Genomic DNA, 25,327 nt, shown 5'->3' on the forward strand with positions numbered 1-25,327 from the left:
TTAAAAAATTTATACTTGTCTAATCCTGCTTGACAATGACCATATCCGCGCCAAAGATATCTTCAGCTTTTTTAACAATAGAGTTATCCGTCTCTTGAGTCATCCCCGGTTTAAGCTTTTCCCATTCGTTCTCCATTATATTCCGTAATGTTAAACGAGCTTTAAACATTTCACTTAGCACCTTTTCAATGGTTTCCCGATTTTCAGATTGATCTACTTTATCCCGATGAAAAGAAAAACCTTCTTTAAAAATAATATAAAGATCTTGATCCTTTAAATCCTGGGGCTTACCTTCCATTAGAAAAGCATGCGTTGACTTCTTATATTTACGAACCTGATCTAAAACTTCCGGCCATTTATCCTGAATTAAATTGAGAGTGACCCCTTCTCCCCCTCTATTTGCTGATGGAGTTTTAAGAGGCTCCGCTTTTATACTGCCTGTATTTTTTTCAGGAGAATTATGATTTACTTCCGGCCGTTCTTTAGACGCAGAATTTTTTACTCCCCCGTCTTGCGGTTTATGATTAACGTTTTGAGACTGAATAGGCTGTCTTAAGGTAAGTTGATGAACTTCTTGCTCAAGCCGGATTAACCGTTGTTCTAACTCTCCAGAACCTGAAGGAATTGCCCCTTGAGTATCATAGATCATTTGGACAAGCAGCATTTCAGCCGCCAGGCGGGCATTAGTCGCATATTTAAGCTGACTTTCTCCTTGCAAGAGAATATTTATCCATTGCAGGAGTAATTTCAAGCCGGCCTTATCACTTTGAGCAACAAGTTTTTCTTTGACCTGTGGAGCAACATAGGGAACTTGATGTGTTGAAGCATAAAGCAACGCTTGTCTTAAATACTCTAAAAGTTCTTTCAGTATTTGTCTTGGATCACGTCCCTGATTAATTCCCTCAGCTAATAATTCCAATGACAGCGCATAGTCGTGTTTTAGAAGCAAATCCAAAAGCCTGGCACTATACTCTTCTCCCACCATTCCAAGAACTTGATAAACCTCTTCAGCTCCAATATTCCCATCCAGCAGCAAGCACTGATCAAGAATACTTAGAGCATCCCGCAAGCCGCCTTCGGATTTTTGGGCAATAATCATTAATGCTTCAGGAGATACTGTCCGTTCAATTGCTTGACAAACCTCCTGCAGACGCGACTCTATTTGTTCTAAGGATATTCGGTGAAATTCAAAACGTTGAACACGAGATAAGATTGTTAAAGGTATTTTTTGAACTTCTGTTGTCGCTAAAATGAAAACAACCTTTTCAGGCGGTTCTTCCAACGTTTTAAGAAGTGCATTAAAAGCCTCCGTTGTCAACATATGGACTTCGTCAATAATATAGACCTTAAACTTTTCTTGCCCTGCGCTGAGGCGCACCTTTTCGCGAAGATCGCGGATTTCATCAATTCCACGATTGGAGGCCGCATCAATTTCAAAGACCTCCATGGCATTCCCCTGATCAATGCTTAAACAAGAAGAACATTGATTACAGGGTTCAACTCCATCTCTATTTTCGCAATTTAAGGCTTTCGCTAGAATTTTAGCAGTTGTTGTTTTTCCTGTTCCCCGAGGCCCGCTAAACAAATAAGCATGTGCAATTTTTTCATGTTTTACAGCATTGGTCAGGGTTTTCGTTATATGTTCCTGACCCACCATTTCCCTAAAGTTTTTCGGACGCCATTCACGGTAAAGCGCTAAATAGGCCATTGTCCCACCTTCAAAAATTTAAAATCTGCACTCACTATTTTACCAGTATATTTTTTTATCTGTATATACTAAAAAAGATGGTTCTAAGACCACCTTAAAATTTAAAGGCCGTGCACCTTTGTCCGAACAAACACTTCCAGACGAATCCAAGCTTTTTTGCTCAGTCCAGGCGACCTTACGGCACACAAAACGTGCTTCTTAGTGCTGCTTCCGTCAGGATCTGACACGGTTCGAAGGGTTTTGTTGCGTAAGACCCAAACTTCATCGCAAATAGACCTAGCCGCTCTACAAATGCTGCCCTCGCGCAGGAATTACACCCCGCTGCAGCGGATTGCGGGTTACAAGGTTCCGCCACCACCCCGTCTAGCACGACCAAAATTATTATAACAAAACAAAAAGCCAAAGTCGAATACAATAGCAATCAAACTTGGCCCCAATTCACTTTATGGCGGAGAGAGAGGGATTCGAACCCTCGACACAGGTGACCCCATGTACTCGCTTTCCAGGCGAGCGCCTTCGACCAACTCAGCCATCTCTCCGTGTTCGCCATTGAAAAAATTTTTATGAAATTTCAAGTGACGTTTGCTATTATAATCTATCCATCTAAGCCTGTCAACTCAATTTCGTCAAAGATATTCATCTTCCCGAAATTGTTTACCAAAAGCTCAATTGACGATAATATGTAATTCTTTGATACTCATTTAACAATTGATCCAGCTGTTGACTAACTGCAACAACTTCATCATCAACAAGATTATGAGTTAAACCCAATTTATTCAGTTTTTTTCGCAACGCCTCAATTCTTTTCAATAATTTTTTTTCCATTGTAATTCCCCTCCAAACTATTCTATATGTTAATTTTAATGATATATAAGGAAAATTACAACGAAATTTAATCCAGAATTAGGGAATCATCTGTCGGATTATAGAAATTATTTATAAAAAGATAGACTTACTTTGTCATTGGGGCAGCTCAATAATCGACTTTATACTCGATTAAGAATACTATAACTTTAATATTCTCCATAAAGAGGCATCTATAAAACCCTTATATTTAAAAAGACCTCAGCAATGCTGAAGCCTTTATTTCTATGTAAAAAGATCACAACTTTATGAAAATAAAAAGGTTTTGCGTAGCCGCAAGACCTTTGATTCCTATGTAGTGGCGGAGGAGGTGGGATTCGAACCCACGTGACGCTTACACGCCAACCCGATTTCGAGTCGGGCTCGTTATGACCACTTCGATACTCCTCCATATAAAATAGTATTAGGATAAAAAATAATCATTTTAAAAATTAACGTCGCCGTTTACTGAAAAAATCTTTTAAAATGGCAGAACATTCTTCCTCCATAACCCCAACAATAACCTCAATTCGATGATTCCATCGATTGATATCTAAAACATTCATTACGGAACCTGCAGCTCCACCTTTTAGATCTGTTGCTCCATAAACAAGTGTCTTCAGTCGAGCTTGTACTAAAGCACCTGCACACATTGGGCATGGTTCTAATGTTACATAAAGTGCGGCATCAGACAAACGCCAAGCTCCTAATTTCTCAGTTGCCCGTTGAATAGCCAGAATTTCTGCATGAGCTGTCGGATCTTGCCTTTGCTCTTTCTCGTTATGAGCTAGAGCAAGAATTTGATTATTATAAACAACAACTGCGCCAATAGGAACTTCTCCTGAATCATAGGCAAGCTTAGCCTGTTCCAAGGCTAAGCGCATCCAATCTTGATGACCCATAATACCTCGACTAATGGTGGCCCCGGGAGGACTCGAACCCCCGCAAGACAGGGTTTAGGAAACCCCCGCTCTATCCACCTGAGCTACGAGGCCAGATGCTTTTGTTTTTATCATTAATTAATGGTGCGCTCGGAGGGATTCGAACCCCCGACCTTCTGATTCGTAGTCAGACGCTCTATCCAGCTGAGCCACGAGCGCATTAATGAAATATGGCGGAGGGGGTGGGATTCGAACCCACGGCCCCTTGCGGAGTCACCGGTTTTCAAGACCGGCTCCTTAAACCACTCGGACACCCCTCCGAACTGATACGGTTGACAGTATATCATAAAAAATTAAAACTGTAAACGAAAAATATCATACAATTAATGGCTTGCAGTAAAATATAATTAAAAATTATATTTTACTGCATTAAAAAGCAATTTTAACCAATAAACTCCACACCCATATAAGGCTGTAAAGCCTTAGGTACGCGAATTCGTCCATCTTTTTCCTGATAGTTTTCTATAATTGCTGAAACAGTTCTGCCGATGGCTAAACCGCTTCCATTTAAAGTATGGAGATACTCCGGTTTCTCTTTCGGTCCACGGCGGAAACGAATATTTGCACGCCGAGCCTGGAAGTCTTCAAAGTTGCTGCAAGAGGAAATTTCACGATAGGTATTAAAACTTGGAAGCCAAACTTCGAGATCATAAGTTTTTGCAGAACTAAATCCTAAGTCTCCAGTCGATAAAGCCATCACTCGATACGGTAGCTCTAATTCCTGAAGTATAGCTTCTGCATCACGTGTTAACTTTTCTAATTCTTCATAGGAATTTTCTGGAAGAGAAAATTTTACGAGTTCTACTTTATTAAATTGATGCTGGCGAATCAAACCGCGAGTATCCCGTCCAGCTGAGCCAGCCTCTGAACGAAAACATGCACTATACGCACAATAATAAATCGGCAACTTTTCACCATCAAGAATTTCATCACGATATAAGTTTGTTACAGGTACTTCTGCCGTAGGAATTAAAAAATATTCCGTTCCGGCAATTTTAAAAGCATCTTCTTCAAACTTAGGCAGCTGCCCTGTGCCAAACATAGAGGTACGATGAACCATATAGGGTGGAAGTATCTCTGTATACCCTTTTGCCGTATGACGATCAAGCATGAAACTGATTAAAGCTCTCTCTAGCTTTGCACCCAATCCTTTATAGAACGTAAAGCGTGCTCCGGTAACCTTCGCTGCGCGGGCAAAATCTAAAATATCGAGATTTTCCCCAATTTCATAGTGAGGTAAGGGTTTAAAATCAAAAACACGGGGATTTCCCCAGGAACGCACTTGTACATTGGCTTCTTCATCTTTACCCACGGGAACAGATTCATGCGGTATGTTCGGAATTTCATACATAACTGCCTGCATCTTTTGCTCGATGTCTGCAAGCTGTTCTTCATACCCTTTTATTTTTTGCCCAACTTCACGCATTTCAAGAATTAATGCTTCTGCATCTTCCCCATTCTTTTTACGCCGACCCACTTCTTCAGAGACAGTATTACGCTGAGCTTTAAGGATTTCTACTTCATAGAGCAATTTCCGGCGATTTTCCTCATGATTAAGAAATTCTTCCAAGTTTAAGGATGAATATCTTTTTTTCAAAGCCTCTTTCACAATTTCCGGATTATTTCGCACGAACTTAAGATCTAGCAATTAAAACCCTCCCTATCCAGCCTTTACTTGGCTAGTTGTTCATCAACAATTGAGAGAAAATATTGATGAACTCTCCGGTCCTTAGTTAACTCGGGGTGAAAAGCGCTTGCTATCATATTTCCTTGCCGAGCAAATACAATTTTTTTCTCATATTCAGCTAATATTCCAACATTAGGAGCAACATTTTTAATATAGGGTGCTCTAATAAAAACCGCTCTGACAGGACCCTGGCCCAGTGCGGGTATTTCTAAATCAGTTTCAAAGCTTGCAATTTGACGTCCAAAAGCGTTTCGCTGGACTGTAACATCCATTAAACCGAGACGATATTGGTCACTGCCTTCGATATTCTTGCTTAAAACAATCATCCCAGCGCAGGTACCAAATATAGGCAAGTTATTTTTCGCCAATCTTTTGATCTTTTCTCCCAGATCATCAACCTGCAGGAGTTTACCCATCGTAGTACTTTCTCCGCCTGGGATAATAAGCCCATTAATTCCATCCAGATCACCGGGCTTGCGTACTTCTGCGACTTCACAGCCCAAACTCTCTAATGCCTGACTATGCTCACGAAAAGCACCTTGCAAAGCTAAGATGCCAATTTTTCTTGTCATTGACTTACCAGCCCCGATCCTGCATACGCTCACTGTCTTTTAACGTTGATATTTCAATGCCAGACATTGCCTCTCCGAGGTCTTTTGAGATTTCTGCCAACATCTTGGGATCATTATAATTGGTTGTAGCTAAGACGATAGCCCGAGCTCGTTTTACAGGATCACCTGATTTAAAAATACCTGAGCCTACGAAAATACCATCAACACCCAGCTGCATCATCAATGCGGCATCAGCAGGTGTTGCAATTCCACCGGCAGCAAAATTAACGACTGGAAGTTTTCCATTCTCAGCAACATAAAGAACAAGATCATAGGGAGCGCCCATATTTTTAGCCGCTGTCATTAATTCTTCTTTAGGCATCGTTGTTAAGGTCCGAATTTCACTCATGACTGTACGCATATGACGAACTGCTTCAACAACATTACCGGTTCCGGGTTCTCCTTTTGTCCGGATCATAGCGGCTCCTTCACCAATACGACGAAGTGCTTCTCCTAAATTTCTGGCTCCGCAAACAAAAGGAACTTTAAAATCATGTTTATTGATATGATACATATCATCTGCCGGTGTTAATACTTCACTCTCATCGATGTAATCAGCACCTAGAGACTCTAGAATTTGAGCTTCAACAAAATGACCAATCCGAGCCTTAGCCATGACTGGAATGGTAACGGTATCCATAATTCGTTGAACAATAGTCGGATCAGCCATTCTGGCAACTCCGCCTGCGGCACGGATATCTGAAGGGACTCTTTCAAGAGCCATAACTGCACAAGCTCCTGCTTCTTCCGCTATTTTTGCTTGTTCAGGTGTTGTTACATCCATAATAACTCCACCTTTAAGCATTTCTGCTAAACCTGTTTTAACCTTCCATGAAGCGACCTCTGTCATAAAAATCCTCCTCTAACCTAATACAGTCATTATTTGTTTGAAATACTAGCATCTGTATCGAAATTTGTCAATTTTACTCATAGGAATAATAATAAAACAATTTATTCTTCCTCTTCGCTATCCATTATCTCTTCATTGTCTTCTTTATAGACAACTTTTGCAATGGCAACCACTCGGCTTTCCCCAGTTCTCATAGCCATGACACCTTGAGCCGAGCGTCCTTGCCTGGAAATTCCAGATACGTCTTGACGAATAACAATACCATCCTCGGTAATAATCATTAACTGATCCTCAGGCTTAATGATTTTAATACCAATCAGCGGTCCAGTTTTTTGATTCAATTTCATAGCGATAATTCCTTTACCACCGCGTCCTTGGACCCGATATTCGGAAATATCCGTTCTCTTTGAAAATCCATTTTCTGTCATGGTAAGAAGTTCAGAATCCTCATAAATAACATCCATACCAACAACCAAATCATTTTTCTCGAGACTAATTCCTTTAACACCCCGTGCTGTACGTCCCATTTGACGAACATCTAAAGCTTTAAAGCGAATAGATAAACCATTTTTTGTTGCCATTAGAATATGATCATGTTCCTTGGTCAACCGAACCCCAATGAGTTCATCGTCCTCATCTAAAGTTAAAGCAATTAAACCATCCTTGCGCTGGGAATCATATTCAATAAGAGCAGACTTTTTAACAATTCCTTTCTTGGTCGCAGTTAAAAGGCAAAAATCTTCAGAGTAGGCTTTAATCGAAAGGATCGCTGTAATTTTTTCCTCATGAGAGTTGATGTTTAAGATATTAACAATCGCAATTCCTTTAGCTGTCTTACTCGCTTCTGGAATCTCATGCGCCTTAAGACGATAGACCCTTCCCCGAGAGGTGAAGAAGAGAATATATTGATGTGTCGAGGTAATAAAGAGATGTTCCACAAAATCCTCTTCTCGCGTCGCCATACCATGAACTCCCTTACCCCCCCGTCTCTGACTCTTATAAGAGTTCAGCGGCAGTCGTTTAATATATCCTTTATGCGTAACAGTAATCACGACATCTTCATCCGCAATTAAATCCTCAATTTGCATGTTACTAAGATCAATTGAAATTTGAGTTCTCCGTGCATCTCCAAATTTATCCTTAATCTCAGTCAATTCAGTTTTAATAATCCCGTCAACCATTTTTTCTGAGGCCAAAACGGCACGCAAATAAGCAATCGTTTTCAAGAGTTCTTGATATTGCTCTTCAATTTTCTCGCGCTCTAATCCGGTTAAGCGTTTCAACCGCATGTCCACAATCGCTTGCGATTGCTTTTCACTTAACCCAAACCGCGTCATTAAATTACTCTTAGCCTCTGCTTCATTAGCAGAGGTCCTGATAATTTGAATCACTTCATCAATATGGTCTAAAGCAATTTTTAAGCCTTCCAGAATATGTGCTTCCGCTTCGGCTTTGTTTAATTCAAATCTCGTTCTACGCGTGATAACATTTCTTTGATGCTCAATAAAGTAGTGGAGCATATCTTTCAGGGTTAAAAGTCTTGGCCGACCATCCACTAAGGCCAACATGTTCATCCCGAACGATTCTTCAAGTTGAGTATGTTTGTAGAGTTGATTGAGAATAACTTGCGGGTTAACATCTCTCCTGAGCTCAATGACAATCCGCATTCCATTACGATCGGATTCATCTCTTAAATCCGTAATTCCTTCAATTTTTTTATCTCTAACTAGTTCTGCAATTTTTTCAACAAGCCTTGCTTTATTGACCATGAATGGAATTTCAGTGACTAATATTCTCATTTTTCCTGCTTTTTCCATATGTTCAATCTGAGCTTTAGCTCGGGTCTTAAAGATTCCTTTTCCCGTTGTATAAGCCGAATAAATTCCTTCCGTACCCATAATCGTTGCACCCGTCGGAAGATCGGGACCTTTGATGAATTCCATGAGTTCGTTAATTGTAATATCAGGATTATCGATTTGGGCAATTGTCCCATCAATGACTTCTGTTAAATTATGGGGAGGAATATTGGTTGCCATACCCACAGCAATTCCTGAAGAACCATTTACAAGAAGATTAGGAAACTTCGAAGGCAAGACTGAAGGCTCTTCTTGTTTTTCATCATAGTTCGGAACAAAGTCAACAGTATCTTTATCAATATCCGCAAGCATATAGGTAGCCATTTTAGCCATCCTACACTCGGTGTAACGCATAGCCGCAGCCGAATCACCATCTATGGATCCGAAATTTCCATGTCCATCAACTAATGGATAACGGCTGGAAAAATCTTGAGCTAACCGAACAACTGCATCATAAATAGATGAATCCCCATGCGGGTGAAATTTACCCATGCAGTCCCCGACAAGCCGCGCTGACTTACTATAGGGTTTATTTGGGGTCATTCCCAGCTCATGAAACGTATAAAGAATTCTCCGGTGAACCGGCTTCAAACCATCACGAACATCTGGTAAGGCTCGGCTGGCAATAACACTCATGGAATAGTCAATAAATGACTTTCTAAGCTCCTCCGAAATTTCAACTGGAAAAACTTTTCCGCCTTGCATTTCCATTGACATTAAAAGGCACTCCTTTAAATATCTAAATTACGCACGTCTTTGGCATACTTGATAATAAATTCACGGCGTGGTTCTACTTTATCTCCCATTAACATTGTAAAAAGTTCATCTGCCATCATGGCATCATCCATCGTGACTTGTAAAATGGTTCGTTTAGCAGGATCCATAGTAGTTTCCCAGAGTTGCTCTGGATTCATTTCTCCTAAACCTTTATACCTTTGAATCACCGCTTTGTCTCGACCTACTTTATCTAAGGCTTTAGTCAATTCATCATCAGTATATTGATAAGAGACATCTCTTCCTTTTTTCACTTGATATAGAGGAGGTTGAGCAATATAGACATAATTATTATCAATTAGAGGCTTCATGTAACGATAGAAGAAGGTCAAAAGGAGTATTCGGATATGTGCTCCATCGACATCAGCATCTGTCATAATTATCAGTTTGTGATAACGAGCCTTTGAAATATCAAAATCATCTGAAATCCCCGTTCCCATCGCTGTAATCATCGCTCGAATTTCGGCGTTACCTAAAATCCGATCGAGACGAGCCTTTTCGACATTAAGAATCTTACCTCGGAGTGGAAGAATAGCCTGAAAGCGTCTGTCTCGCCCTTGTTTTGCAGAACCACCTGCGCTATCACCCTCAACTAAATACATTTCACATAGATCAGGTTCTTTCCAGGAACAATCAGCCAGTTTTCCAGGTAAGGAACTGACTTCCAAGGCACTTTTTCTTCGAGTAAGTTCCCTTGCTTTACGAGCCGCTTCTCTTGCACGTAAAGCTTGTAATGATTTATCAATTACTTTTTTACCAATGACAGGATTTTCTTCAAGGAAATTATTAAGACCTTCACCAGTTACTGAATCTACGATTGAGCGAATTTCTGAATTACCTAGTTTTGTTTTTGTTTGCCCTTCAAACTGTGGTTCAGGAACCTTAACTGAGATAACTACCGTTAATCCTTCACGAATATCATCTCCGCTTAGATTCGCATCGTTGGCTTTAATAATATTATTTTTACGGGCATAATCATTAACTACGCGTGTTAAAGCTGCCTTAAATCCAGCTTCATGTGTTCCGCCTTCTTGTGTATTAATATTGTTTGCATAAGAAAATAGATTTTCCGTATAGGAATCATTATATTGCATACATATTTCAACTTCGACATTATCCTTAACGATCTCAAAATAGATTGGGTCTGAATGTAAAACATCTTTATTTTTGTTTAGATATTTTACGAAGTCAATAATACCACCTGTATGATAATACACTTCTTTTTCTTCTGTTCTCTCATCGATTAAAGTGATTGAAACTTTTTTATTCAAGAAAGAGAGTTCCCTTAATCGGTGCGCTAAAATATCAAATTGAAAAACAGTTGTTTCTTCAAAAATCTCAGGATCTGGTGCAAAATTAATTTGAGTTCCTGTTCCTTCAGTATTACCCGTAATTGCTAATTCTGTCATTGTTTTACCGCGTGTATATTCTTGATGATAAATATTTCCATCTCTTTTGACATCAACCGTTAACCATTTTGATAGAGCATTAACAACACTTAACCCAACACCATGCAAACCACCAGAAACTTTATAGGCACTATTATTAAATTTTCCACCCGCATGAAGCACCGTTAAAGCGACTTCAACTGCTGGTTTTCCCAGCTTTGGTTGAATATCTACGGGAATACCCCGTCCATTATCTTTTACGGAAATTGAATTATCCTTATGAATAATGACTTCAATTTTGTCACAATAACCCGCTAATGCTTCATCAATACTATTATCTACAATTTCATAGACTAAGTGATGAAGTCCACGACTGCTGGTAGAGCCAATATACATACCCGGGCGTTTGCGAACAGCTTCTAATCCTTCTAAAACTACAATTTGTTCAGCATTATATTCAACACTTTCTGGCACCTTTTCCTCAAAATCCGCATTTTCCTGATTTTCCTGCAAGGCTGTTCCCTCCCAAATAATACCTCACCTGTTAACCTTTAACCTTTTTATTATACGATATAATTGCTTTTCGCACAATTCCAACTCCCTGCGCAGTACAAGACATAAAAAAGGAAAAAAACCTTGCCTAAAAAGGAGGTTTTTATTATAAACTATTCCTCTTGCTCTTCAATCGATAAAGAACGTTTAAATAATGTTGTTGACGAGATCGGCGAAAGATAATTTCCTTCAGTCGTTATAATTAAGGACTTTTCTTTTCCTTTTTCCGAAATATAATGGATTCTTTCACTTTCTTTCATGCTGTTTAAATAGTTTTCGGAAATAGAATTTTTCATGGCAGTTTCTAAATCTAATATTGCAATAACTTTTTGCTGGTTAATTAAAACATCCCCACCTAAATGTAAAAACATCAGTGAATCCTCCCTACATGCCCTTTATCAACTTGGAATAAAGATTTAATTTTTTTTGACGGTTTTTCAGCACTGGTCATAGTAATTAAAACTTGATTAATAGGTTGAATAAACTCTAGTAGATAGTCTCTCCGAAAAATATCAAGTTCAGACAAAACATCATCCAGAAGCAAAAGTGGGTATTCCCCTTTTTCCTTAAAAATAGCTTCAAGTTCTGCAAGTTTTAAACTTAAAATAATTGAACGTTGTTGTCCTTGAGAAGCAAAAAGCCGTGCTGATTTTCCGTTGATCTGATAATTAAGATCATCTCGGTGTGGACCCACTAAAATGATTTGTCTTTCCATTTCCTGCTGCATTTTTTCTTCTAACATTTTCGGAAATTCTTTTAATGCCTTTTCAATATTCTGATGACCTAGAGCTATATAATTGATTGCCAACTCTTCTTTTCCGGATGATAGCTGAGAGTAAATTTCTTGGCTTTTCTTCGATAAAATTTGTGTATAATGCCAACGGTTACGGATTATTTTTGAACCAAAATCTAATAGCTGTTCATTCCAGATTTCAATATTTGAAGCCTTTGAGCTCTGGATTGAACTTTTTAATAAAGCAGCTTTTTGTTGCAGAACTTTATTATATGCATTAAGAAGATGAACGTGGCGTGGATACATTTGAGTAATATGAAGATCAATAAATCTGCGCCGTTCAACAGGTCCCCCTTTAACCATCATTAAATCATCCGGGGAAAAGAACACAACATTGATGGTTCCAACAAAGTCTGATAATTTTTTACATGGAACTTGATTTATTTTTACGATTTTCCTATGGTCTAAATAATGACTTTCTAAACTTAAACTACGTTGATAAGCCGAGAAATCCCCAAAAAGGTGAAATTCATTTTTACCCCAGAGGATTAATTCCTGTTCTCTTCGAACTCTGTAAGATTTTCCTGTTAATAAATAGTAAATGCTTTCTAAAACATTTGTTTTTCCTTGTCCATTCTCTCCTTGAAAGACGTTTATTCCTGAAGAAAAATGAATATTTTCTTTTTCATAATTTCTAAAGTTGTATAGTTTTAGATTTACAATTTCCATTTTTAAGATGTACGTACAGGAAGTACGAGATAAAGATAATTTGGATCATCAATTGGACGAATAATACCCGGTCCATACGGACCTGATAATTCAATAATAATTTCTTCACTATCTATTACTTTAAGAACATCTAGCAAAAATTTAGCATTAAAAGCGACTTTTACTTCCGTTCCTTCCATCTTAATATCCATTTGTTCAGAGATTTTTCCTACTTCAGATGCTTGTGCAATCCACAAGTTCTCCTTTTCAAGTGAAAGACGAACGATATTAGCATGAATACTATCTCGTGCAAGCAGAGAAGCTCTTTCAACTGAATCTGAAAAAGTTTTTGAAGCGATAAAGACTTTAGATTGGCAGCTTTGAGGAATAACCTGTTTATAGTTTGGAAATTGTCCGTCTATGAGTCTTGATAATAAATGAACAGATCCAAATTGGAAAGATATTTGAGATTGATTGAAGCGGATGGTTAAAATTTCATCTTCATCTTTTAATAAGCGATAAATTTCAGACATTGTTTTGGCAGGGATAACACCATAGAACTTTAAATCTTCGGGATTTTCAATTTCTGAAATTCGATACGCAAGGCGATGAGTATCTGTTGCAACTAAGCGAATATTTGAGCCTTCAATTTGTAAAAGTGTTCCTGTAAATACGACAGGCCTATTTTCTTCAACAGCACATGCAAAGACAGTTTGACGGATCATTGTTTTAAAAAGTGAAATAGGTAAATTAAAGGAAACTGCATCATATAAATCAGGCAGGAGAGGAAATTCATCAGGATCAAATCCCTTAAGAACTATATCAGACTGATAATAATGAATATTAATAGAATCGTCGCGTTGTTCAATCTCAATTGTTGCATCCGGTAATTTTCTCACAATTTCCGAAAAAAGACGTGCAGGAAGAACAATAACGCCCTCTCTTTCAATTTGAGCTGTAACACTGCAGCGAATTCCTATTTCCATATCAGTTGCTTCAAAAATTAAGGTATTATTTTCTGCTTTAATTAAAATTCCCTGCAAAACAGGTAAAGTATTTTTATTCGATACTGCTTTTTGGACGGTATTGACTCCCGTTAACAAGGCATCTTTTGAACAGTAGATTTTCATAAATAACCTCCTCACTATTTCTGGCGGAATATTTCTCTATAAACAATAATAAGATATTAATTTAGTCGTTATAGTATTATAGCTTGTCTCTTTGTGGATAAGTCTATTAATCCTTAATTTACAGTTAAAATAGGTGTTTAAAAATATGTGAATAATTAATGAATAACTATTCACATGTCCACATTTTAAGTTTTGTTGATATTTTTTAAAAAATTATATACAGGTTATGAACAGAGAATTAGAAGGATTGCAATTTTTGAATAATTTCATGAATTCTTTTATCGAGCAGGGGGTCGATGCGTCGAGCTTGACTAATTTTTTCATGGGCATGAATAACTGTGGTATGATCACGGCCTCCAAATTCTTCCCCAATTTTAGGAAGAGAATAATCTGTAAGCTCCCGGCAGAGATACATAGCAATTTGGCGTGGAAAAGCAATGGCGCGCGTTCTTTTTTTGGCCTTAAATTCCCCTAATGAAAGATGAAAATATTCGGAGGCTGCCTGTTGAATCATTTCTATTGTAATTTGTTTTGGAGCGTTAACCGGAATGATATCCTTTAAGGCCTCTGCTGCAATCTCAACGGTAATCGGACTTTTTGAAAGTGAGGCATAGGCCATAACGCGTATAAGTGCCCCTTCAAGTTCACGAATATTGGATTGGATTTTATCAGCGATATAGACCATAACATCATTTGAAACTTGAAGATTTTCGAGTTTGGCTTTTTTTCTTAAGATGGCAATACGTGTTTCTAAATTTGGAGCTTGGATATCCGTAATTAGACCCCATTCAAATCGTGAGCGAAGCCGATCTTCTAACGTTGGAATTTCTTTCGGCGGCCGGTCAGAAGAGATGATAATCTGTTTATTTGCTTCGTAGAGAGCATTAAATGTATGGAAAAACTCCTCTTGAGTTCCTTCTTTTCCTGCTAAAAATTGAATATCATCAATTAATAGGATATCGACATTTCGATAGTGATTGCGAAATTCAACTGGATTTTTATCTCGAATAGATTCAATCAATTCATTTGTAAATTTTTCACTGGATACATAAAGAACGCGGGTATTCGGAGAACGTTCAAGGACAAAATTACCGATAGCATGCATTAGGTGAGTTTTTCCTAGACCAACTCCACCATAGATAAATAAAGGATTATAGGATTTAGCGGGGGATTCCGCAACGGCAAGTGCTGCAGCATGCGCAAATCGATTGCTGTTACCTATAACAAATGTATCAAATGTATATTTTGAATTTAAAAAATTTGGGGTAACAACTTCGTTTGGCGAAGGAACGGAAGGTTCTGTATGGAAGTTGGCTTCATAATTAACTTGAGGAGATGAACCAATGATAAATTGTAAATTCATTGACTGATTAAAAATGGTCTGAACAGCGGAACGAATTAAAGGAGCGTAGCGGCTTTCTAACCAGTCTTTTGCAAATTCATTGGGAACTCCAATAATTAACGTGTCTCCCTCAATGTTAAGAAGACGAGTTGAACTAAGCCAAGTTTCGAAGCTTGGCTTCGAAAGTTCGTTTTCAAGTTTTGCAAGAGTATCCTGCCATAATTTATGTAGCGGTGGGCGGGGTGGCATGAATTATCCTCCCTTTGTTGTATTAAGTAAGTAAAATTCGGCAAAAAAAAGTTATACACAAACTTATGCACATTTGTGGATAACTTAAGGTTATTTTATCTGTGAATATGGAAATACTCAGGAAATTTATCGAAATCTGAGATTACAAAAATATCATACCAATTTTTCAGAAGGTTATCAACAGGAAGTTCAGGCTAATTAAAGATTTATTCACAGTGGATAACTTTTAATAATCAATAGTTATCCACATCCTTTCTTTATATTTGCCTTGACATGATAAAATTAACTAGAGTATAATCTTTTAAGATATCTGTTTAGTTCCTTTGGCATAAAGGAGGTGCTTCAATGAAAAGAACATATCAACCGAAGAATCGCCGTCATCAAAGAGTGCATGGCTTTTTAAATCGTATGAGCTCTGCTACTGGAAGAAATGTAATTAAAAGACGTCGCTTAAAAGGGCGGAAGAAATTATCTGCTTAAGGCCGCATTAATGTGGCCTTTTTCATCGTTTAGAATTATTTAATGTTAAGAATAAATTTCTTATAAAGGGGTAAGATAGTAATTACCGATCAATAATGGAGGAACTATGCTTGCGCGAAATCTGCGTTTACGACGTAATAAAGATTATAAGACAGTTTTTGCCCAGGGAAAAAGTTTCTCAAGCAAATATGTAGTTTTTTATATTATGGGGGGAACAAAAAAATACGGTTTCATTGCTTCGAAAAAAGTCGGAAATGCTGTTCAGAGAAATAGAGCGAAGCGATTAATGAGGGAAGTTATTCGCAGGCATTTATCGGAATTGCCGCAAAATCTTGAAATAATTTGTATAGCACGGGCAAGTTTAAAAGGAGTTTCTTATTCAGAAGTAGAAAGATGTGTTTTAAATGCCCTGAAAAAAGCAAAAGTATTAATGTAGCCTTACTTTAATCTTATAAAGGTTATATTTGATACTTTTAAAAGAGTGATAGTTTATGAAACAGATATTAATTGGCATAATACGGTTTTATCAGAAATTTATTTCACCGTTAAAGCCGCCTTCGTGCCGTTTTTACCCGACATGCTCGGAATATTCAATTCAAGCGCTTAGAAAGTATGGGATAATTAAAGGAGGATGGAAATCCATTGTCAGGATTTCCAAATGTCATCCTTTTCACCCCGGAGGCCATGATCCAGTTTAAGGAGGGTTTTTGTGAATATTATTGTTGAATGGATGACAACTTTATTGAAGTGGCTATATAGTTTGACTGCAGTTATTGGTGTACCTAGTTATGGGATAGCGATTATACTTTTAACCATTTTGATAAAGTCTATAATCTATCCTTTAACTTGGAAACAGATGGCTTCTATGCGTAAAACTGTGGATTTACAACCGAAGCTTCAAGCTATACAAAAGAAATATAAAGATGATCCTCAAACGATGAATACAAAAGTAATGGAGCTTTATAAAGAAAATAATGTTAATCCGGCAGGCGGTTGTCTACCATTAATTATACAACTTCCAATTTTCTGGGGTCTTTATCGGACACTATTCAATTTTAATAGTTATATTACGGATCCAAGTCAAACTCATTTTTTATGGTTTAATTTAACGCAGAAAGATCCATATTATATTTTAGCTGTTTTAGCTGCTGCAACTTCCTTTCTTCAAACAAAAGTTACAAGTCCCACTTCTGCTGCGAGTGGAAATGATGCTGCAGCTACTACTCAAAAAACAATGTTATATATAATGCCGCTATTTATGGGATACATTACAGCTACGGTACCTTCAGGACTTGGACTTTACTGGGTTGTAATGAATATAGTCTCTGTACTTCAACAGCTTTATATTAATCATAAATTGGACAAGGAAAAAGAAAAAGCTGCTGCCTAGATTGAGGAACGTGAGGGAGGATTTCTATGAGAATAGCTGAGAAAACAGGCAAAACTGTAGAAGACGCTATTGAAGCTTGTCTTACGGAATTAGATGTTGAACGAAATAAGGTAAAAATCGAAGTTTTAGAAGAACCTGCTAAAAAAGGGCTCTTTGGTTTATTAGGAACTCGATTAGCAAAAGTAAGAGTGTCCTATGAGGACGATCATGGTGCTCTTGCCTGTGATTTTCTAAAAAGCGTTTGCCAATGCATGGGAGTTCAAGCGGAATTTAGCTCTTTAAAAAAAGAAAATCAATGGTTTGTAAACATAACTGGTGCAGAGCTTGGAATTCTTATTGGGCGTCGAGGGGATACTCTTGAAGCCTTGCAATTTCTTACAAATTTAGCTGTTTCAAAGAAATTATCTGAGAAAATTAGAATTGTCGTTGATGTTGAAGGGTATCGGCAAAGGCGTGAGGAAACATTAATTCGATTAGCAAAACGTTTATCTGAAAAAGTGAAAAGAACAGGAAATCGGGTTGTTTTGGAACCGATGAATCCCCATGAACGCAGGATTATCCATACGGCGCTTCAAGATGATACGCGAGTTTCCACGTTTAGTGAAGGTGATGAACCTAATCGTCGGATTGTCATCTCACTTAAAAGAACAAAAGAAATTTCGTGAGGGGCTTTGCCCCTTTTTTTAATATGTCAGAAAGTATAACCTTCGGTTTTATACTTTCTTCCAGCATAAGTGCAACTAGAGGCTTTGCCTTCGCTAAGGCTAACAAGTGCGAAGACAGTGTCTTAGGGCGAAGCCGGGTTTTTTTAATATGTTTATAAAACATCGGTAAGTATTGGGAGAGGTTAAAGTGAATGATACAATTGTCGCTATGGCGACTTCTTTAGGTGAAGCAAGTATTCATGTTATACGATTAAGCGGACCTCAGTCCGAACAAATTATTAAATCGTGCTTTTTACCTAAGAATAAAGAGCGATGGCACCGCCAGGAAACATATCAATTATATTTAGGTCAATTTACCGATGAAGATAAAGTTATAGATGAAGTTTTGGTTAGCAGAATGCTCTCTCCTCATTCTTTTACCGGTGAAGATGTTCTTGAAATTAGTTGTCACGGAGGCTTATTTGTTGCGCAGAGAATTTTAGAAATATGTTTAAAAAATGGAGCACGTTTAGCTGAACCTGGGGAATTTACAAAGAGGGCTTTCCTTAATGGAAAGTTGGATCTTATACAGGCAGAGGCAATCATAGACTTGATTTCCGCAAAAAATGAAAAGTCCGCCGATTTAGCGATTTCACAGTTAGACGGAGGTTTATCCCTAAAAATTTTGGAGTTAAGGGACCATGTATTAGAAGTATTAGCTTTTATTGAGGCAGGAATTGATTTTCCAGAAGACGATGTTGAGGAATTAGATCGAGATGCCTTAAATTTAAAACTTGTTCAAGGCATAAATCTTGCTGAAGATTTACTTAAAGGGAGCAGAACAGGGAAAATATTAAGGGAAGGCCTTCTTACTGTTATTGTGGGACAGCCCAATGTAGGCAAATCAAGCTTATTGAACTCTTTAATGAAAGAAGAGCGCGCGATTGTCACCGATATTCCAGGAACAACCCGTGACGAGATTCGAGAAACGGTAAATCTGGGAGGAATATTATTACAGCTCGTGGATACAGCCGGGATTAGGAAAAGTTTAGATCCCATTGAAAAAATCGGAATAGAAAGAACTTGGAAAGCCCTTGCCAAGGCTGAACTTATTCTTTTAATTATTGAGGCGGGTAAAAATTTATCAGCAGATGAAAGAAATATTATTGAACATAACTCTGACCATGTAGTGGTGCTTGTGAACAAAATAGATGCAGTTAAAAATTTTAAAGCTGTAAGTCCAATAAAAAACGAAATTTGGATTCCCTTCTCTGTTCGTGAGCGAATTGGGTTTAAACAGTTAGAAGAAGAAGTTAAAAAAAGAGTTTATAAAGGTATTAGTGAGCAAACGAAAGATCCTTTGTTATCAAATATTCGACAAATATCTGCTTTAGAAAGAGGATTATCTTCTTTAAATAATGCTCTTGTTAGTTTGGAGGCCGGAATTCCATGGGATATTCTTTCCATAGATGTGCGTCAGGCTTTACAGGATTTATCGGAAATTACGGGACAAAATGTTCAGGAGTCACTCCTTGATAATATTTTTTCAAGATTTTGTATTGGAAAGTAGGTTTAAGTCGTGGAATATCAAGCCGGAAGCTATGATGTAATAGTAGTAGGTGCTGGCCATGCCGGTTGTGAGGCAGCTTTAGCAGCTGCTCGATTAGGTTGTGAAACCTTACTCATTACTTTGAATTTAGATTCAATTGCCCATATGCCTTGTAATCCTTCTCTAGGTGGACCGGCCAAAGGTCATTTAGTTCGTGAAATTGATGCACTTGGCGGCCAAATGGGTATCGTTGGCGATCAAACTTCGTTGCAAGTTCGAATGTTGAATACGGGTAAAGGTCCTGCAGTTCACGCATTAAGGGTTCAATCGGATAAACTGGCTTATTCGCGGCGAATGAGAGATGTTCTTTTAGCTCATCCTCGTTTGACCATCGTTCAGGCCCTTGTTGAAAATATTAAGGTTGAAAAGGGTCAGTTAAAAGGAGTTATAACACGTACGGGTGCCTTTTTTGAAGCTAGTCAAGTTGTTTTAACAAGCGGAACATATCTTAGAGGCAGGATCATTATTGGTCCGGCTATGTATGAAGGAGGACCCAATGGTCAGCAGGCGGCGATGAACTTGTCGGGAGGATTAAGAGATATCGGAATAGAACTTGGACGGTTTAAAACCGGAACTCCTCCCCGTATCCATCGTCGTTCTGTTGATTTCAGCAAGTTTAAGATTCAACCCGGGGATAAAGTTCCGTGGAGGTATTCCTTTTTACCAACAGAAAGTATTTTTTGGGGCAGGAATCCAGAAAAACAGGTTCCTTGCTGGTTAGGATATACCACTGCCCATACTCATGAGATTATTACTGAAAATTTATATCGGGCACCTCTCTATTCCGGAGAAATTGAAGGAATAGGCCCGCGGTATTGCCCTTCAATTGAGGATAAAGTTGTTCGTTTTGCCAACCGTCCTGCTCATCAGATTTTTCTGGAACCTGAAGGTTGGAATAGTGATGAATTATATATTGCCGGACTTTCTACAAGCATGCCTGAGGATGTTCAGTATGATATTTTAAGAAGTATTCCCGGTTTAGAGAAGGTTAAGCTGCTTCGTCCTGGTTATGCTATTGAATATGATTATGTTTTGCCTCATCAGCTTTCTTTAACTTTAGAGGTACGTCAAGTTTCAGGACTATTTACCGCTGGACAACTTAATGGCACCTCTGGATATGAAGAAGCAGCAGCACAGGGTTTACTGGCGGGTATTAATGCTGCATTAAAAGCAAAAGAGAAAGATCCTTTTATCGTTCGTCGTTCAGAAGGGTATCTAGGTGTTCTTGTAGATGATCTTGTCAATAAAGGAATTAAAGAACCTTATCGTTTATTAACATCCCGCGCTGAGTATAGACTTGTTCTGAGACAGGACAATGCCGATTTGCGTCTAACTGAGCGTGGTCGTGAGATTGGACTTGTTGATGATGAACGTTGGCAGAGATTTGAGAAAAAACGAGAGGATCTGGAGAAAATTAAACAACTGTGGCATGAAACTGTATTTTCTCCACATAATCAAGAGTTTCAAGAGGTATTAAGTTCAGTTAATTCTACTCCTGCTAAGGGTGGATTAAGTGCTGAAGAACTTATCCGGCGTCCGGAAATATCTCTTCCAGAGATTAAAAAATTAGTAGATGTGAGGGATTTCGAGGAAGAGGCATTAGAAGAGGCCGCAATAGAAACTAAGTATTCAGGATATATCGATAAACAGTTAGTTGAGATAGAACACTTCGCTAAGATGGAAGGGCATTTACTTCCTGAAGATATTCAATATGATAAGGTAAGAGGTTTATCTACCGAAGGTAGGCAACGTTTAATCGAAGTATATCCTATTAATGTCGGCCAGGCTTCTCGTATTACTGGCGTAACTCCGGCAGATATCTCAGTTTTACTTGTGTTCTTGGAGCAGAACCGTCGAGGAGGAAAAGATAATGCTTCCTGAACATTTGATTCTGTTACGTGATTTAGTTCTTAAGAAACTCGAGTATTCGCTTACTGATTCTCAGCTTCAGCAATTTTCGTTATATGCGGATTTATTAATGGATTGGAATCAAAAAATTAATTTAACGAGTATTGTCGAGCCTAGGGAGATTGTTGTAAAACATTTTCTTGATTCACTAACATTAATGCCATGGATTAATGGAGATAAAGTGGCAGATATTGGAACTGGCGCTGGTTTTCCAGGAATACCTCTGAAAATAGTTTACCCTGACAAGAATTTTGTTCTTATCGATTCTTTAGCTAAACGCTTAGACTTTTTGAATGTAGTTATTCAGAAAATTGATCTTAATAAGATTGAGACAATTCATTCCCGTGCTGAGGACTTTGGAAGAAATAACCAGTATAGATCGAGTTTTGATACAGTTGTTTCCCGTGCTGTGGCTAAATTACCTGTATTGCTTGAGTATTCAATTCCTTTATTAAGAGTTGGAGGAGTTTTTCTAGCTGCTAAGGGCAGCCAAGGTGATGAGGAAGTCGCAGAATCTGGTAATGCATTATCACTTTTAGGCGCAGAGATTAAGGATATATGTAAACTGAATTTAGGAGAAGGTGCTGATAATCGGGCAATAATTATTATTGAAAAAATAAAACCTACTCCGTCTATTTATCCTCGAAAGCCGGGTACTCCAGCTAAAAAACCTTTATAAGTTTTCAGTGAGGAGCACGATACGTCATTATTGACGATCGTGCTCTATTTTATGATATAACAATTAAGTTTTTACTAATATAATGTCAAAACTTGATAAATCTTTTTTATGAAAACTAGTTTTATTAGTTGCGATTTGATACTATAGATATTAGGTGATTTTGTGGTATTTTTACCTTTAAGAAAGGGGGGATATTGTGGCTAGAATAATAACTATAGCAAATCAAAAAGGCGGAGTCGCAAAAACTACAACTGCGGTTAATTTGTGTGCATGTTTAGCTGAGTCGGGAAAGAAAGTCTTATTGCTTGATTTGGATCCTCAGGGAAATGCGACAAGCGGATATGGAGTTATTAAAGACAAGTTAAACTACTGTATCTATGATGTTTTAATCAATGATGTTCCAGTAAGGCAGGTTATTTTAAAGACTGATGTTAAGAACTTATGGATTATTCCGGCTAGGATTGAATTAGCAGGTGCTGAAATCGAACTTGTTAATTTAGATCAGCGTGATAAAAAACTGAATCATGCTCTCAAGCCAATACAGGATGAATATGATTTTATCATTATTGATTGTCCTCCCTCGTTAGGCCTGCTTACATTGAATGCTCTTGGTGCGGCTACGGATATCCTAATTCCGATTCAATGTGAGTATTATGCGCTTGAAGGTTTATCGCTTTTAATGAGTACTCTTGATCGTGTTAAGAAAGGTTTAAATCCGAATCTTAATATATTAGGTGTATTATTAACAATGTTTGATGCTCGAACCAACTTGTCCATCCAAGTCGTTGATGAAGTAAAAAAATACTTCCGAAATAAAGTTTTTCATACCATTGTACCTCGAAATGTTAGATTAAGTGAGGCGCCTAGTCATGGTAAACCCATTGTTTTATATGACCCTAAATCAAGAGGCGCTGACGTTTATCGTGATTTAGCAGAGGAGGTGTTAGAACGTGCCTAAAAAAGCTTTAGGTAGAGGTCTCGGAGCTTTAATCTCGGAGGATTTATCTCATGACGAATCAGGTATCCGTGAAATCAAAATGGATAAAATATATCCTAACCCGGATCAACCGCGTAAGGAGTTCGATCCAGAGACTCTACAGGAGTTATCAGTATCTATTAAGACACACGGTTTGCTGCAGCCTATCTTAGTCAAACCTGATGGTGATAATTATATTATTGTTGCTGGCGAACGTCGTTTCAGAGCAGCTCAGATCATTGAAATGGGGAAAATCCCTTGCATTGTTCAAGAATGCTCTGAACAGGAGATGGCAGAGCGTGCTCTTGTTGAAAATATCCAACGATCTAATTTATCGCCCATTGAAGAGGGGTTGGCTTATGCGCGATTGATGCAAGAATATATGCTTACACAAGAGCAAATAGCTGAAAGAGTAGGTAAGGGCAGAACTACTATTGCAAATTTGCTTCGTGTTATTCAACTCCCTGAGCGAATTTTACAATTTATAAGAAATGAAAAATTATCACTAGGTCATGCTAAAGTATTACTGGGTATTAAAGACAGCTCGCTTCAAGTATTGCTTGCTGAAAAGGCTGCGCGCGAAAATTTGTCTGTTCGTGATTTGGAAACGTTGTTTACTAGAATGACTGATGGTTCAAAGCCTATAATAGTTAAAGATAAAGTACTTAGCCCCTGGGATTCGGTAGAAGATAAGTTGAGAGCATCCTTTCAGACCAAAGTACGCCTCAAAGGAGATAAGAATCGCGGAAAAATTGAGATTGAATTCTTTTCAGAGGAAGAATTAAATAGACTTCTTGAGCTATGGAATGTGCAAATTGAGTAGGATCTGATTTATATGATTTGTTTCTTCTATAGTAATTAAGGAAGCAATTAAGTATTTTAATCCTTTAAAATGTTCCACGTGGAACATTTCTTATTTTCACCTATGTTTGTCAATGATTTTAATAATGTTCCACGTGGAACATTAAAGTTAAATTGAAATAAAAGCCTTGATCATTCAGTAAATATAGGTTGAGAAGGCAGGTAAAAATGTGTTAGGGACAATAGTCAATTCGGTTGCAATTTTGATAGGCGGAATACTAGGAATCCTATTTGGCAATGCACTTCCTGAAAAAATGAAGAATACAGTGATCCAGGGGATTGGGTTAGCAGTAATACTTATTGGTTTAAATATGGCCATTCAAACTAAAAACCCATTAGTGGTTATAGCAAGTTTGGTTCTTGGTGGAGTAGTTGGAGAACTTATTGATATTGAATTACAGCTAAAAAAGTTTGGAGAATGGTTAGAGAAAACATTATCAAGGGGAAAACAAAAAGGGAACTTCACAAAAGCCTTTGTAACATCCAGTTTAATCTATTGTGTTGGGGCAATGGCCATTATGGGCTCTTTAGAAAGCGGATTAAAAGGCGTTCACGATATTCTATACGCTAAAGCAATGCTTGACGGAATTTCGGCCATTGTATTTACGTCATCGATGGGTATTGGCGTATTAGCATCCGTTATTCCTGTTTTTCTTTACCAGGGAGGAATAACAATTTCCGCTGGACTGCTGCAAAACGTATTATCAACTCCAGTGATTACAGAAATGAGTGCAACAGGTGGTTTGTTAATTATCGGAATAGGAATAACAATTCTTGAAATTAAAGAGATAAAAGTGGGAAACTTATTACCAGGAATTTTTGCCGCGATCCCACTGACAATAATATTTAGTGTTTTCCATCTAGGAAGTTAACAATAATTAAATTTAAGGAGATAAGACTAATGGATTTAGTAAATTTAATGCAAACATATTGGTGGGTTTTCCTAAGCGTTATTCTTGTATTAGTTATTATCCCATACTTTTTAATTTATGCACTATTGAAACGCTTGAAAAGATATGAAAAAGCACATATAAGCATTCAAACATTTATGAGTGGAAAAGAATTGGATAAACTTTTAGATGAAAATTTGAAAAATGTAAAAGAGTTAGGAAGTAAATTTGAATTGCAAAATAGCAGACTGACAAAAACAGAAGAAAAACTCCGTCAATCTGTTGATCGAGCGGAGCTGGTTCGTTTCAATGCATTTGAAAATATGGGAAGCAATTTAAGTTTTTCTCTCGCTCTTCTCAATCAGGAGGGAAATGGGGTTGTTATTTCATCTATAAATAGCCGGGAGGAATCTCGGGTTTATGCGAAGCCAATAGAAAAAGGACAGTCGTCTTATCATCTTTCTGCAGAAGAAATTCAAGCCCTTGAGAAAGCTCAAAAAACACTGCATATATAATAA

The 25,327-nt window shown here is 37.8% G+C and carries 24 protein-coding genes, 5 tRNA genes and 1 other RNA gene; 12 read left to right on the plus strand and 18 right to left on the minus strand.

The features are described 5' to 3' along the window. Positions 1 to 19: 19 nt before the first annotated feature. The 18 genes from dnaX to dnaA form a co-directional block, all read right to left on the minus strand. Complete coding sequence (gene dnaX, locus ACHOLT_RS03650; RefSeq protein ID WP_425805843.1) at positions 20 to 1,708, minus strand: DNA polymerase III subunit gamma/tau; 1,689 nt, start codon at positions 1,706 to 1,708, stop codon at positions 20 to 22. 108 nt (positions 1,709 to 1,816) lie between these two features. Beyond that, an RNA gene (gene ffs, locus ACHOLT_RS03655) (signal recognition particle sRNA large type) lies at positions 1,817 to 2,080 on the minus strand. A gap of 74 nt (positions 2,081 to 2,154) precedes the next feature. Beyond that, positions 2,155 to 2,247, minus strand: a tRNA-Ser gene (locus ACHOLT_RS03660). Between the two features lie 115 nt (positions 2,248 to 2,362). Next, positions 2,363 to 2,533: an aspartyl-phosphate phosphatase Spo0E family protein gene (locus ACHOLT_RS03665; protein ID WP_425805844.1), complete on the minus strand. Its 171-nt coding sequence runs from the start codon at positions 2,531 to 2,533 to the stop codon at positions 2,363 to 2,365. Between the two features lie 338 nt (positions 2,534 to 2,871). Then, positions 2,872 to 2,962 (minus strand) — tRNA-Ser (locus tag ACHOLT_RS03670). A 41-nt stretch (positions 2,963 to 3,003) separates the two neighbouring features. Then, positions 3,004 to 3,453, minus strand: coding sequence for a tRNA adenosine(34) deaminase TadA (tadA, locus tag ACHOLT_RS03675; protein ID WP_425805845.1), 450 nt, complete (start codon positions 3,451 to 3,453; stop codon positions 3,004 to 3,006). Between the two features lie 14 nt (positions 3,454 to 3,467). Further along, positions 3,468 to 3,546, minus strand: a tRNA-Arg gene (locus ACHOLT_RS03680). Positions 3,547 to 3,574: 28 nt separating this feature from the next. Further along, positions 3,575 to 3,651: transfer RNA gene (locus tag ACHOLT_RS03685), tRNA-Arg, on the minus strand. A gap of 12 nt (positions 3,652 to 3,663) precedes the next feature. Continuing rightward, positions 3,664 to 3,752 (minus strand) — tRNA-Ser (locus ACHOLT_RS03690). Between the two features lie 122 nt (positions 3,753 to 3,874). Further along, the gene (serS, locus tag ACHOLT_RS03695) at positions 3,875 to 5,140 is read right to left on the minus strand and encodes a serine--tRNA ligase (protein ID WP_425805847.1); all 1,266 of its coding nucleotides are present in this window, start codon (positions 5,138 to 5,140) and stop codon (positions 3,875 to 3,877) included. 23 nt (positions 5,141 to 5,163) lie between these two features. Beyond that, on the minus strand, positions 5,164 to 5,751 hold the full coding sequence (gene pdxT, locus ACHOLT_RS03700; protein ID WP_425805848.1) for a pyridoxal 5'-phosphate synthase glutaminase subunit PdxT: 588 nt from the start codon (positions 5,749 to 5,751) through the stop codon (positions 5,164 to 5,166). A 4-nt stretch (positions 5,752 to 5,755) separates the two neighbouring features. Beyond that, positions 5,756 to 6,640 (minus strand): pyridoxal 5'-phosphate synthase lyase subunit PdxS, encoded by an 885-nt coding sequence (gene pdxS / locus ACHOLT_RS03705; protein ID WP_425805849.1) that lies wholly within the window; start codon positions 6,638 to 6,640, stop codon positions 5,756 to 5,758. Between the two features lie 101 nt (positions 6,641 to 6,741). Next, complete coding sequence (gene gyrA, locus ACHOLT_RS03710; RefSeq protein WP_425805851.1) at positions 6,742 to 9,213, minus strand: DNA gyrase subunit A; 2,472 nt, start codon at positions 9,211 to 9,213, stop codon at positions 6,742 to 6,744. A 14-nt stretch (positions 9,214 to 9,227) separates the two neighbouring features. Further along, entirely contained in the window at positions 9,228 to 11,171 is a 1,944-nt protein-coding gene (gene gyrB, locus ACHOLT_RS03715) for a DNA topoisomerase (ATP-hydrolyzing) subunit B (protein WP_425805853.1), read from the minus strand. Between the two features lie 152 nt (positions 11,172 to 11,323). Further along, positions 11,324 to 11,581 carry an extracellular matrix regulator RemB gene (remB, locus tag ACHOLT_RS03720; protein WP_425805854.1) on the minus strand — a complete coding sequence of 86 codons (258 nt, stop codon included), beginning with the start codon at positions 11,579 to 11,581 and terminating at the stop codon, positions 11,324 to 11,326. Continuing rightward, a complete protein-coding gene (gene recF, locus ACHOLT_RS03725) occupies positions 11,581 to 12,672 on the minus strand; it encodes a DNA replication/repair protein RecF (RefSeq protein ID WP_425805856.1) in 1,092 nt (363 codons plus the stop codon). Before recF ends, remB begins: the two co-directional genes overlap by 1 nt. A gap of 2 nt (positions 12,673 to 12,674) precedes the next feature. Further along, on the minus strand, positions 12,675 to 13,781 hold the full coding sequence (gene dnaN, locus ACHOLT_RS03730) for a DNA polymerase III subunit beta (RefSeq protein ID WP_425805857.1): 1,107 nt from the start codon (positions 13,779 to 13,781) through the stop codon (positions 12,675 to 12,677). Positions 13,782 to 14,019: 238 nt separating this feature from the next. After that, a complete protein-coding gene (gene dnaA, locus ACHOLT_RS03735; protein WP_425805859.1) occupies positions 14,020 to 15,372 on the minus strand; it encodes a chromosomal replication initiator protein DnaA in 1,353 nt (450 codons plus the stop codon). Between the two features lie 345 nt (positions 15,373 to 15,717). Here dnaA and rpmH point away from each other — a divergent pair, with 345 nt between their 5' ends. The 12 genes from rpmH to ACHOLT_RS03795 all read left to right on the plus strand — a co-directional run bounded on the left by rpmH (position 15,718) and on the right by ACHOLT_RS03795 (position 25,324). Then, positions 15,718 to 15,852 carry a 50S ribosomal protein L34 gene (gene rpmH, locus ACHOLT_RS03740; protein ID WP_425805861.1) on the plus strand — a complete coding sequence of 45 codons (135 nt, stop codon included), beginning with the start codon at positions 15,718 to 15,720 and terminating at the stop codon, positions 15,850 to 15,852. Between the two features lie 106 nt (positions 15,853 to 15,958). Beyond that, positions 15,959 to 16,288 carry a ribonuclease P protein component gene (gene rnpA / locus ACHOLT_RS03745; protein ID WP_425805863.1) on the plus strand — a complete coding sequence of 110 codons (330 nt, stop codon included), beginning with the start codon at positions 15,959 to 15,961 and terminating at the stop codon, positions 16,286 to 16,288. Positions 16,289 to 16,343: 55 nt separating this feature from the next. Then, on the plus strand, positions 16,344 to 16,550 hold the full coding sequence (gene yidD, locus ACHOLT_RS03750; protein WP_425805865.1) for a membrane protein insertion efficiency factor YidD: 207 nt from the start codon (positions 16,344 to 16,346) through the stop codon (positions 16,548 to 16,550). Between the two features lie 11 nt (positions 16,551 to 16,561). Next, positions 16,562 to 17,242, plus strand: a complete 681-nt coding sequence (locus ACHOLT_RS03755; RefSeq protein WP_425805867.1) for a YidC/Oxa1 family membrane protein insertase — start codon at positions 16,562 to 16,564, stop codon at positions 17,240 to 17,242. Positions 17,243 to 17,268: 26 nt separating this feature from the next. Beyond that, a complete protein-coding gene (jag, locus tag ACHOLT_RS03760) occupies positions 17,269 to 17,907 on the plus strand; it encodes an RNA-binding cell elongation regulator Jag/EloR (RefSeq protein ID WP_425805868.1) in 639 nt (212 codons plus the stop codon). 187 nt (positions 17,908 to 18,094) lie between these two features. Next, complete coding sequence (gene mnmE / locus ACHOLT_RS03765; RefSeq protein ID WP_425805870.1) at positions 18,095 to 19,456, plus strand: tRNA uridine-5-carboxymethylaminomethyl(34) synthesis GTPase MnmE; 1,362 nt, start codon at positions 18,095 to 18,097, stop codon at positions 19,454 to 19,456. Positions 19,457 to 19,465: 9 nt separating this feature from the next. Beyond that, entirely contained in the window at positions 19,466 to 21,376 is a 1,911-nt protein-coding gene (mnmG, locus tag ACHOLT_RS03770) for a tRNA uridine-5-carboxymethylaminomethyl(34) synthesis enzyme MnmG (RefSeq protein ID WP_425805871.1), read from the plus strand. After that, entirely contained in the window at positions 21,366 to 22,082 is a 717-nt protein-coding gene (gene rsmG, locus ACHOLT_RS03775) for a 16S rRNA (guanine(527)-N(7))-methyltransferase RsmG (protein ID WP_425805873.1), read from the plus strand. The genes mnmG and rsmG overlap by 11 nt, the downstream gene beginning before the upstream one ends. Positions 22,083 to 22,278: 196 nt before the next feature. Continuing rightward, complete coding sequence (locus ACHOLT_RS03780; protein WP_425805874.1) at positions 22,279 to 23,040, plus strand: ParA family protein; 762 nt, start codon at positions 22,279 to 22,281, stop codon at positions 23,038 to 23,040. Then, positions 23,033 to 23,881 carry a ParB/RepB/Spo0J family partition protein gene (locus ACHOLT_RS03785; protein ID WP_425805875.1) on the plus strand — a complete coding sequence of 283 codons (849 nt, stop codon included), beginning with the start codon at positions 23,033 to 23,035 and terminating at the stop codon, positions 23,879 to 23,881. The genes ACHOLT_RS03780 and ACHOLT_RS03785 overlap by 8 nt, the downstream gene beginning before the upstream one ends. Positions 23,882 to 24,089: 208 nt before the next feature. Continuing rightward, positions 24,090 to 24,791 (plus strand): DUF554 domain-containing protein, encoded by a 702-nt coding sequence (locus tag ACHOLT_RS03790; protein WP_425805876.1) that lies wholly within the window; start codon positions 24,090 to 24,092, stop codon positions 24,789 to 24,791. Between the two features lie 29 nt (positions 24,792 to 24,820). Beyond that, on the plus strand, positions 24,821 to 25,324 hold the full coding sequence (locus tag ACHOLT_RS03795) for a DUF4446 family protein (RefSeq protein WP_425805877.1): 504 nt from the start codon (positions 24,821 to 24,823) through the stop codon (positions 25,322 to 25,324). The last annotated feature ends 3 nt before the right edge of the window (positions 25,325 to 25,327 follow it).

The organism is Desulfitobacterium nosdiversum, from assembly GCF_049860565.1.
Taxonomy (GTDB): domain Bacteria; phylum Bacillota; class Desulfitobacteriia; order Desulfitobacteriales; family Desulfitobacteriaceae; genus Desulfitobacterium_A; species Desulfitobacterium_A nosdiversum.

Coding starts and splice junctions, on each gene's coding strand:
- dnaX (WP_425805843.1), bottom strand. CDS start 1,708: ATGGCCTATTTAGCGCTTTACCGTGAATGGCGTCCGAAAAACTTTAGG.
- ACHOLT_RS03665 (WP_425805844.1), bottom strand. CDS start 2,533: ATGGAAAAAAAATTATTGAAAAGAATTGAGGCGTTGCGAAAAAAACTG.
- tadA (WP_425805845.1), bottom strand. CDS start 3,453: ATGGGTCATCAAGATTGGATGCGCTTAGCCTTGGAACAGGCTAAGCTT.
- pdxT (WP_425805848.1), bottom strand. CDS start 5,751: ATGACAAGAAAAATTGGCATCTTAGCTTTGCAAGGTGCTTTTCGTGAG.
- pdxS (WP_425805849.1), bottom strand. CDS start 6,640: ATGACAGAGGTCGCTTCATGGAAGGTTAAAACAGGTTTAGCAGAAATG.
- gyrA (WP_425805851.1), bottom strand. CDS start 9,213: ATGTCAATGGAAATGCAAGGCGGAAAAGTTTTTCCAGTTGAAATTTCG.
- remB (WP_425805854.1), bottom strand. CDS start 11,581: ATGTTTTTACATTTAGGTGGGGATGTTTTAATTAACCAGCAAAAAGTT.
- recF (WP_425805856.1), bottom strand. CDS start 12,672: ATGGAAATTGTAAATCTAAAACTATACAACTTTAGAAATTATGAAAAA.
- dnaN (WP_425805857.1), bottom strand. CDS start 13,781: ATGAAAATCTACTGTTCAAAAGATGCCTTGTTAACGGGAGTCAATACC.
- dnaA (WP_425805859.1), bottom strand. CDS start 15,372: ATGCCACCCCGCCCACCGCTACATAAATTATGGCAGGATACTCTTGCA.
- rpmH (WP_425805861.1), top strand. CDS start 15,718: ATGAAAAGAACATATCAACCGAAGAATCGCCGTCATCAAAGAGTGCAT.
- rnpA (WP_425805863.1), top strand. CDS start 15,959: ATGCTTGCGCGAAATCTGCGTTTACGACGTAATAAAGATTATAAGACA.
- yidD (WP_425805865.1), top strand. CDS start 16,344: ATGAAACAGATATTAATTGGCATAATACGGTTTTATCAGAAATTTATT.
- jag (WP_425805868.1), top strand. CDS start 17,269: ATGAGAATAGCTGAGAAAACAGGCAAAACTGTAGAAGACGCTATTGAA.
- rsmG (WP_425805873.1), top strand. CDS start 21,366: ATGCTTCCTGAACATTTGATTCTGTTACGTGATTTAGTTCTTAAGAAA.
- ACHOLT_RS03795 (WP_425805877.1), top strand. CDS start 24,821: ATGGATTTAGTAAATTTAATGCAAACATATTGGTGGGTTTTCCTAAGC.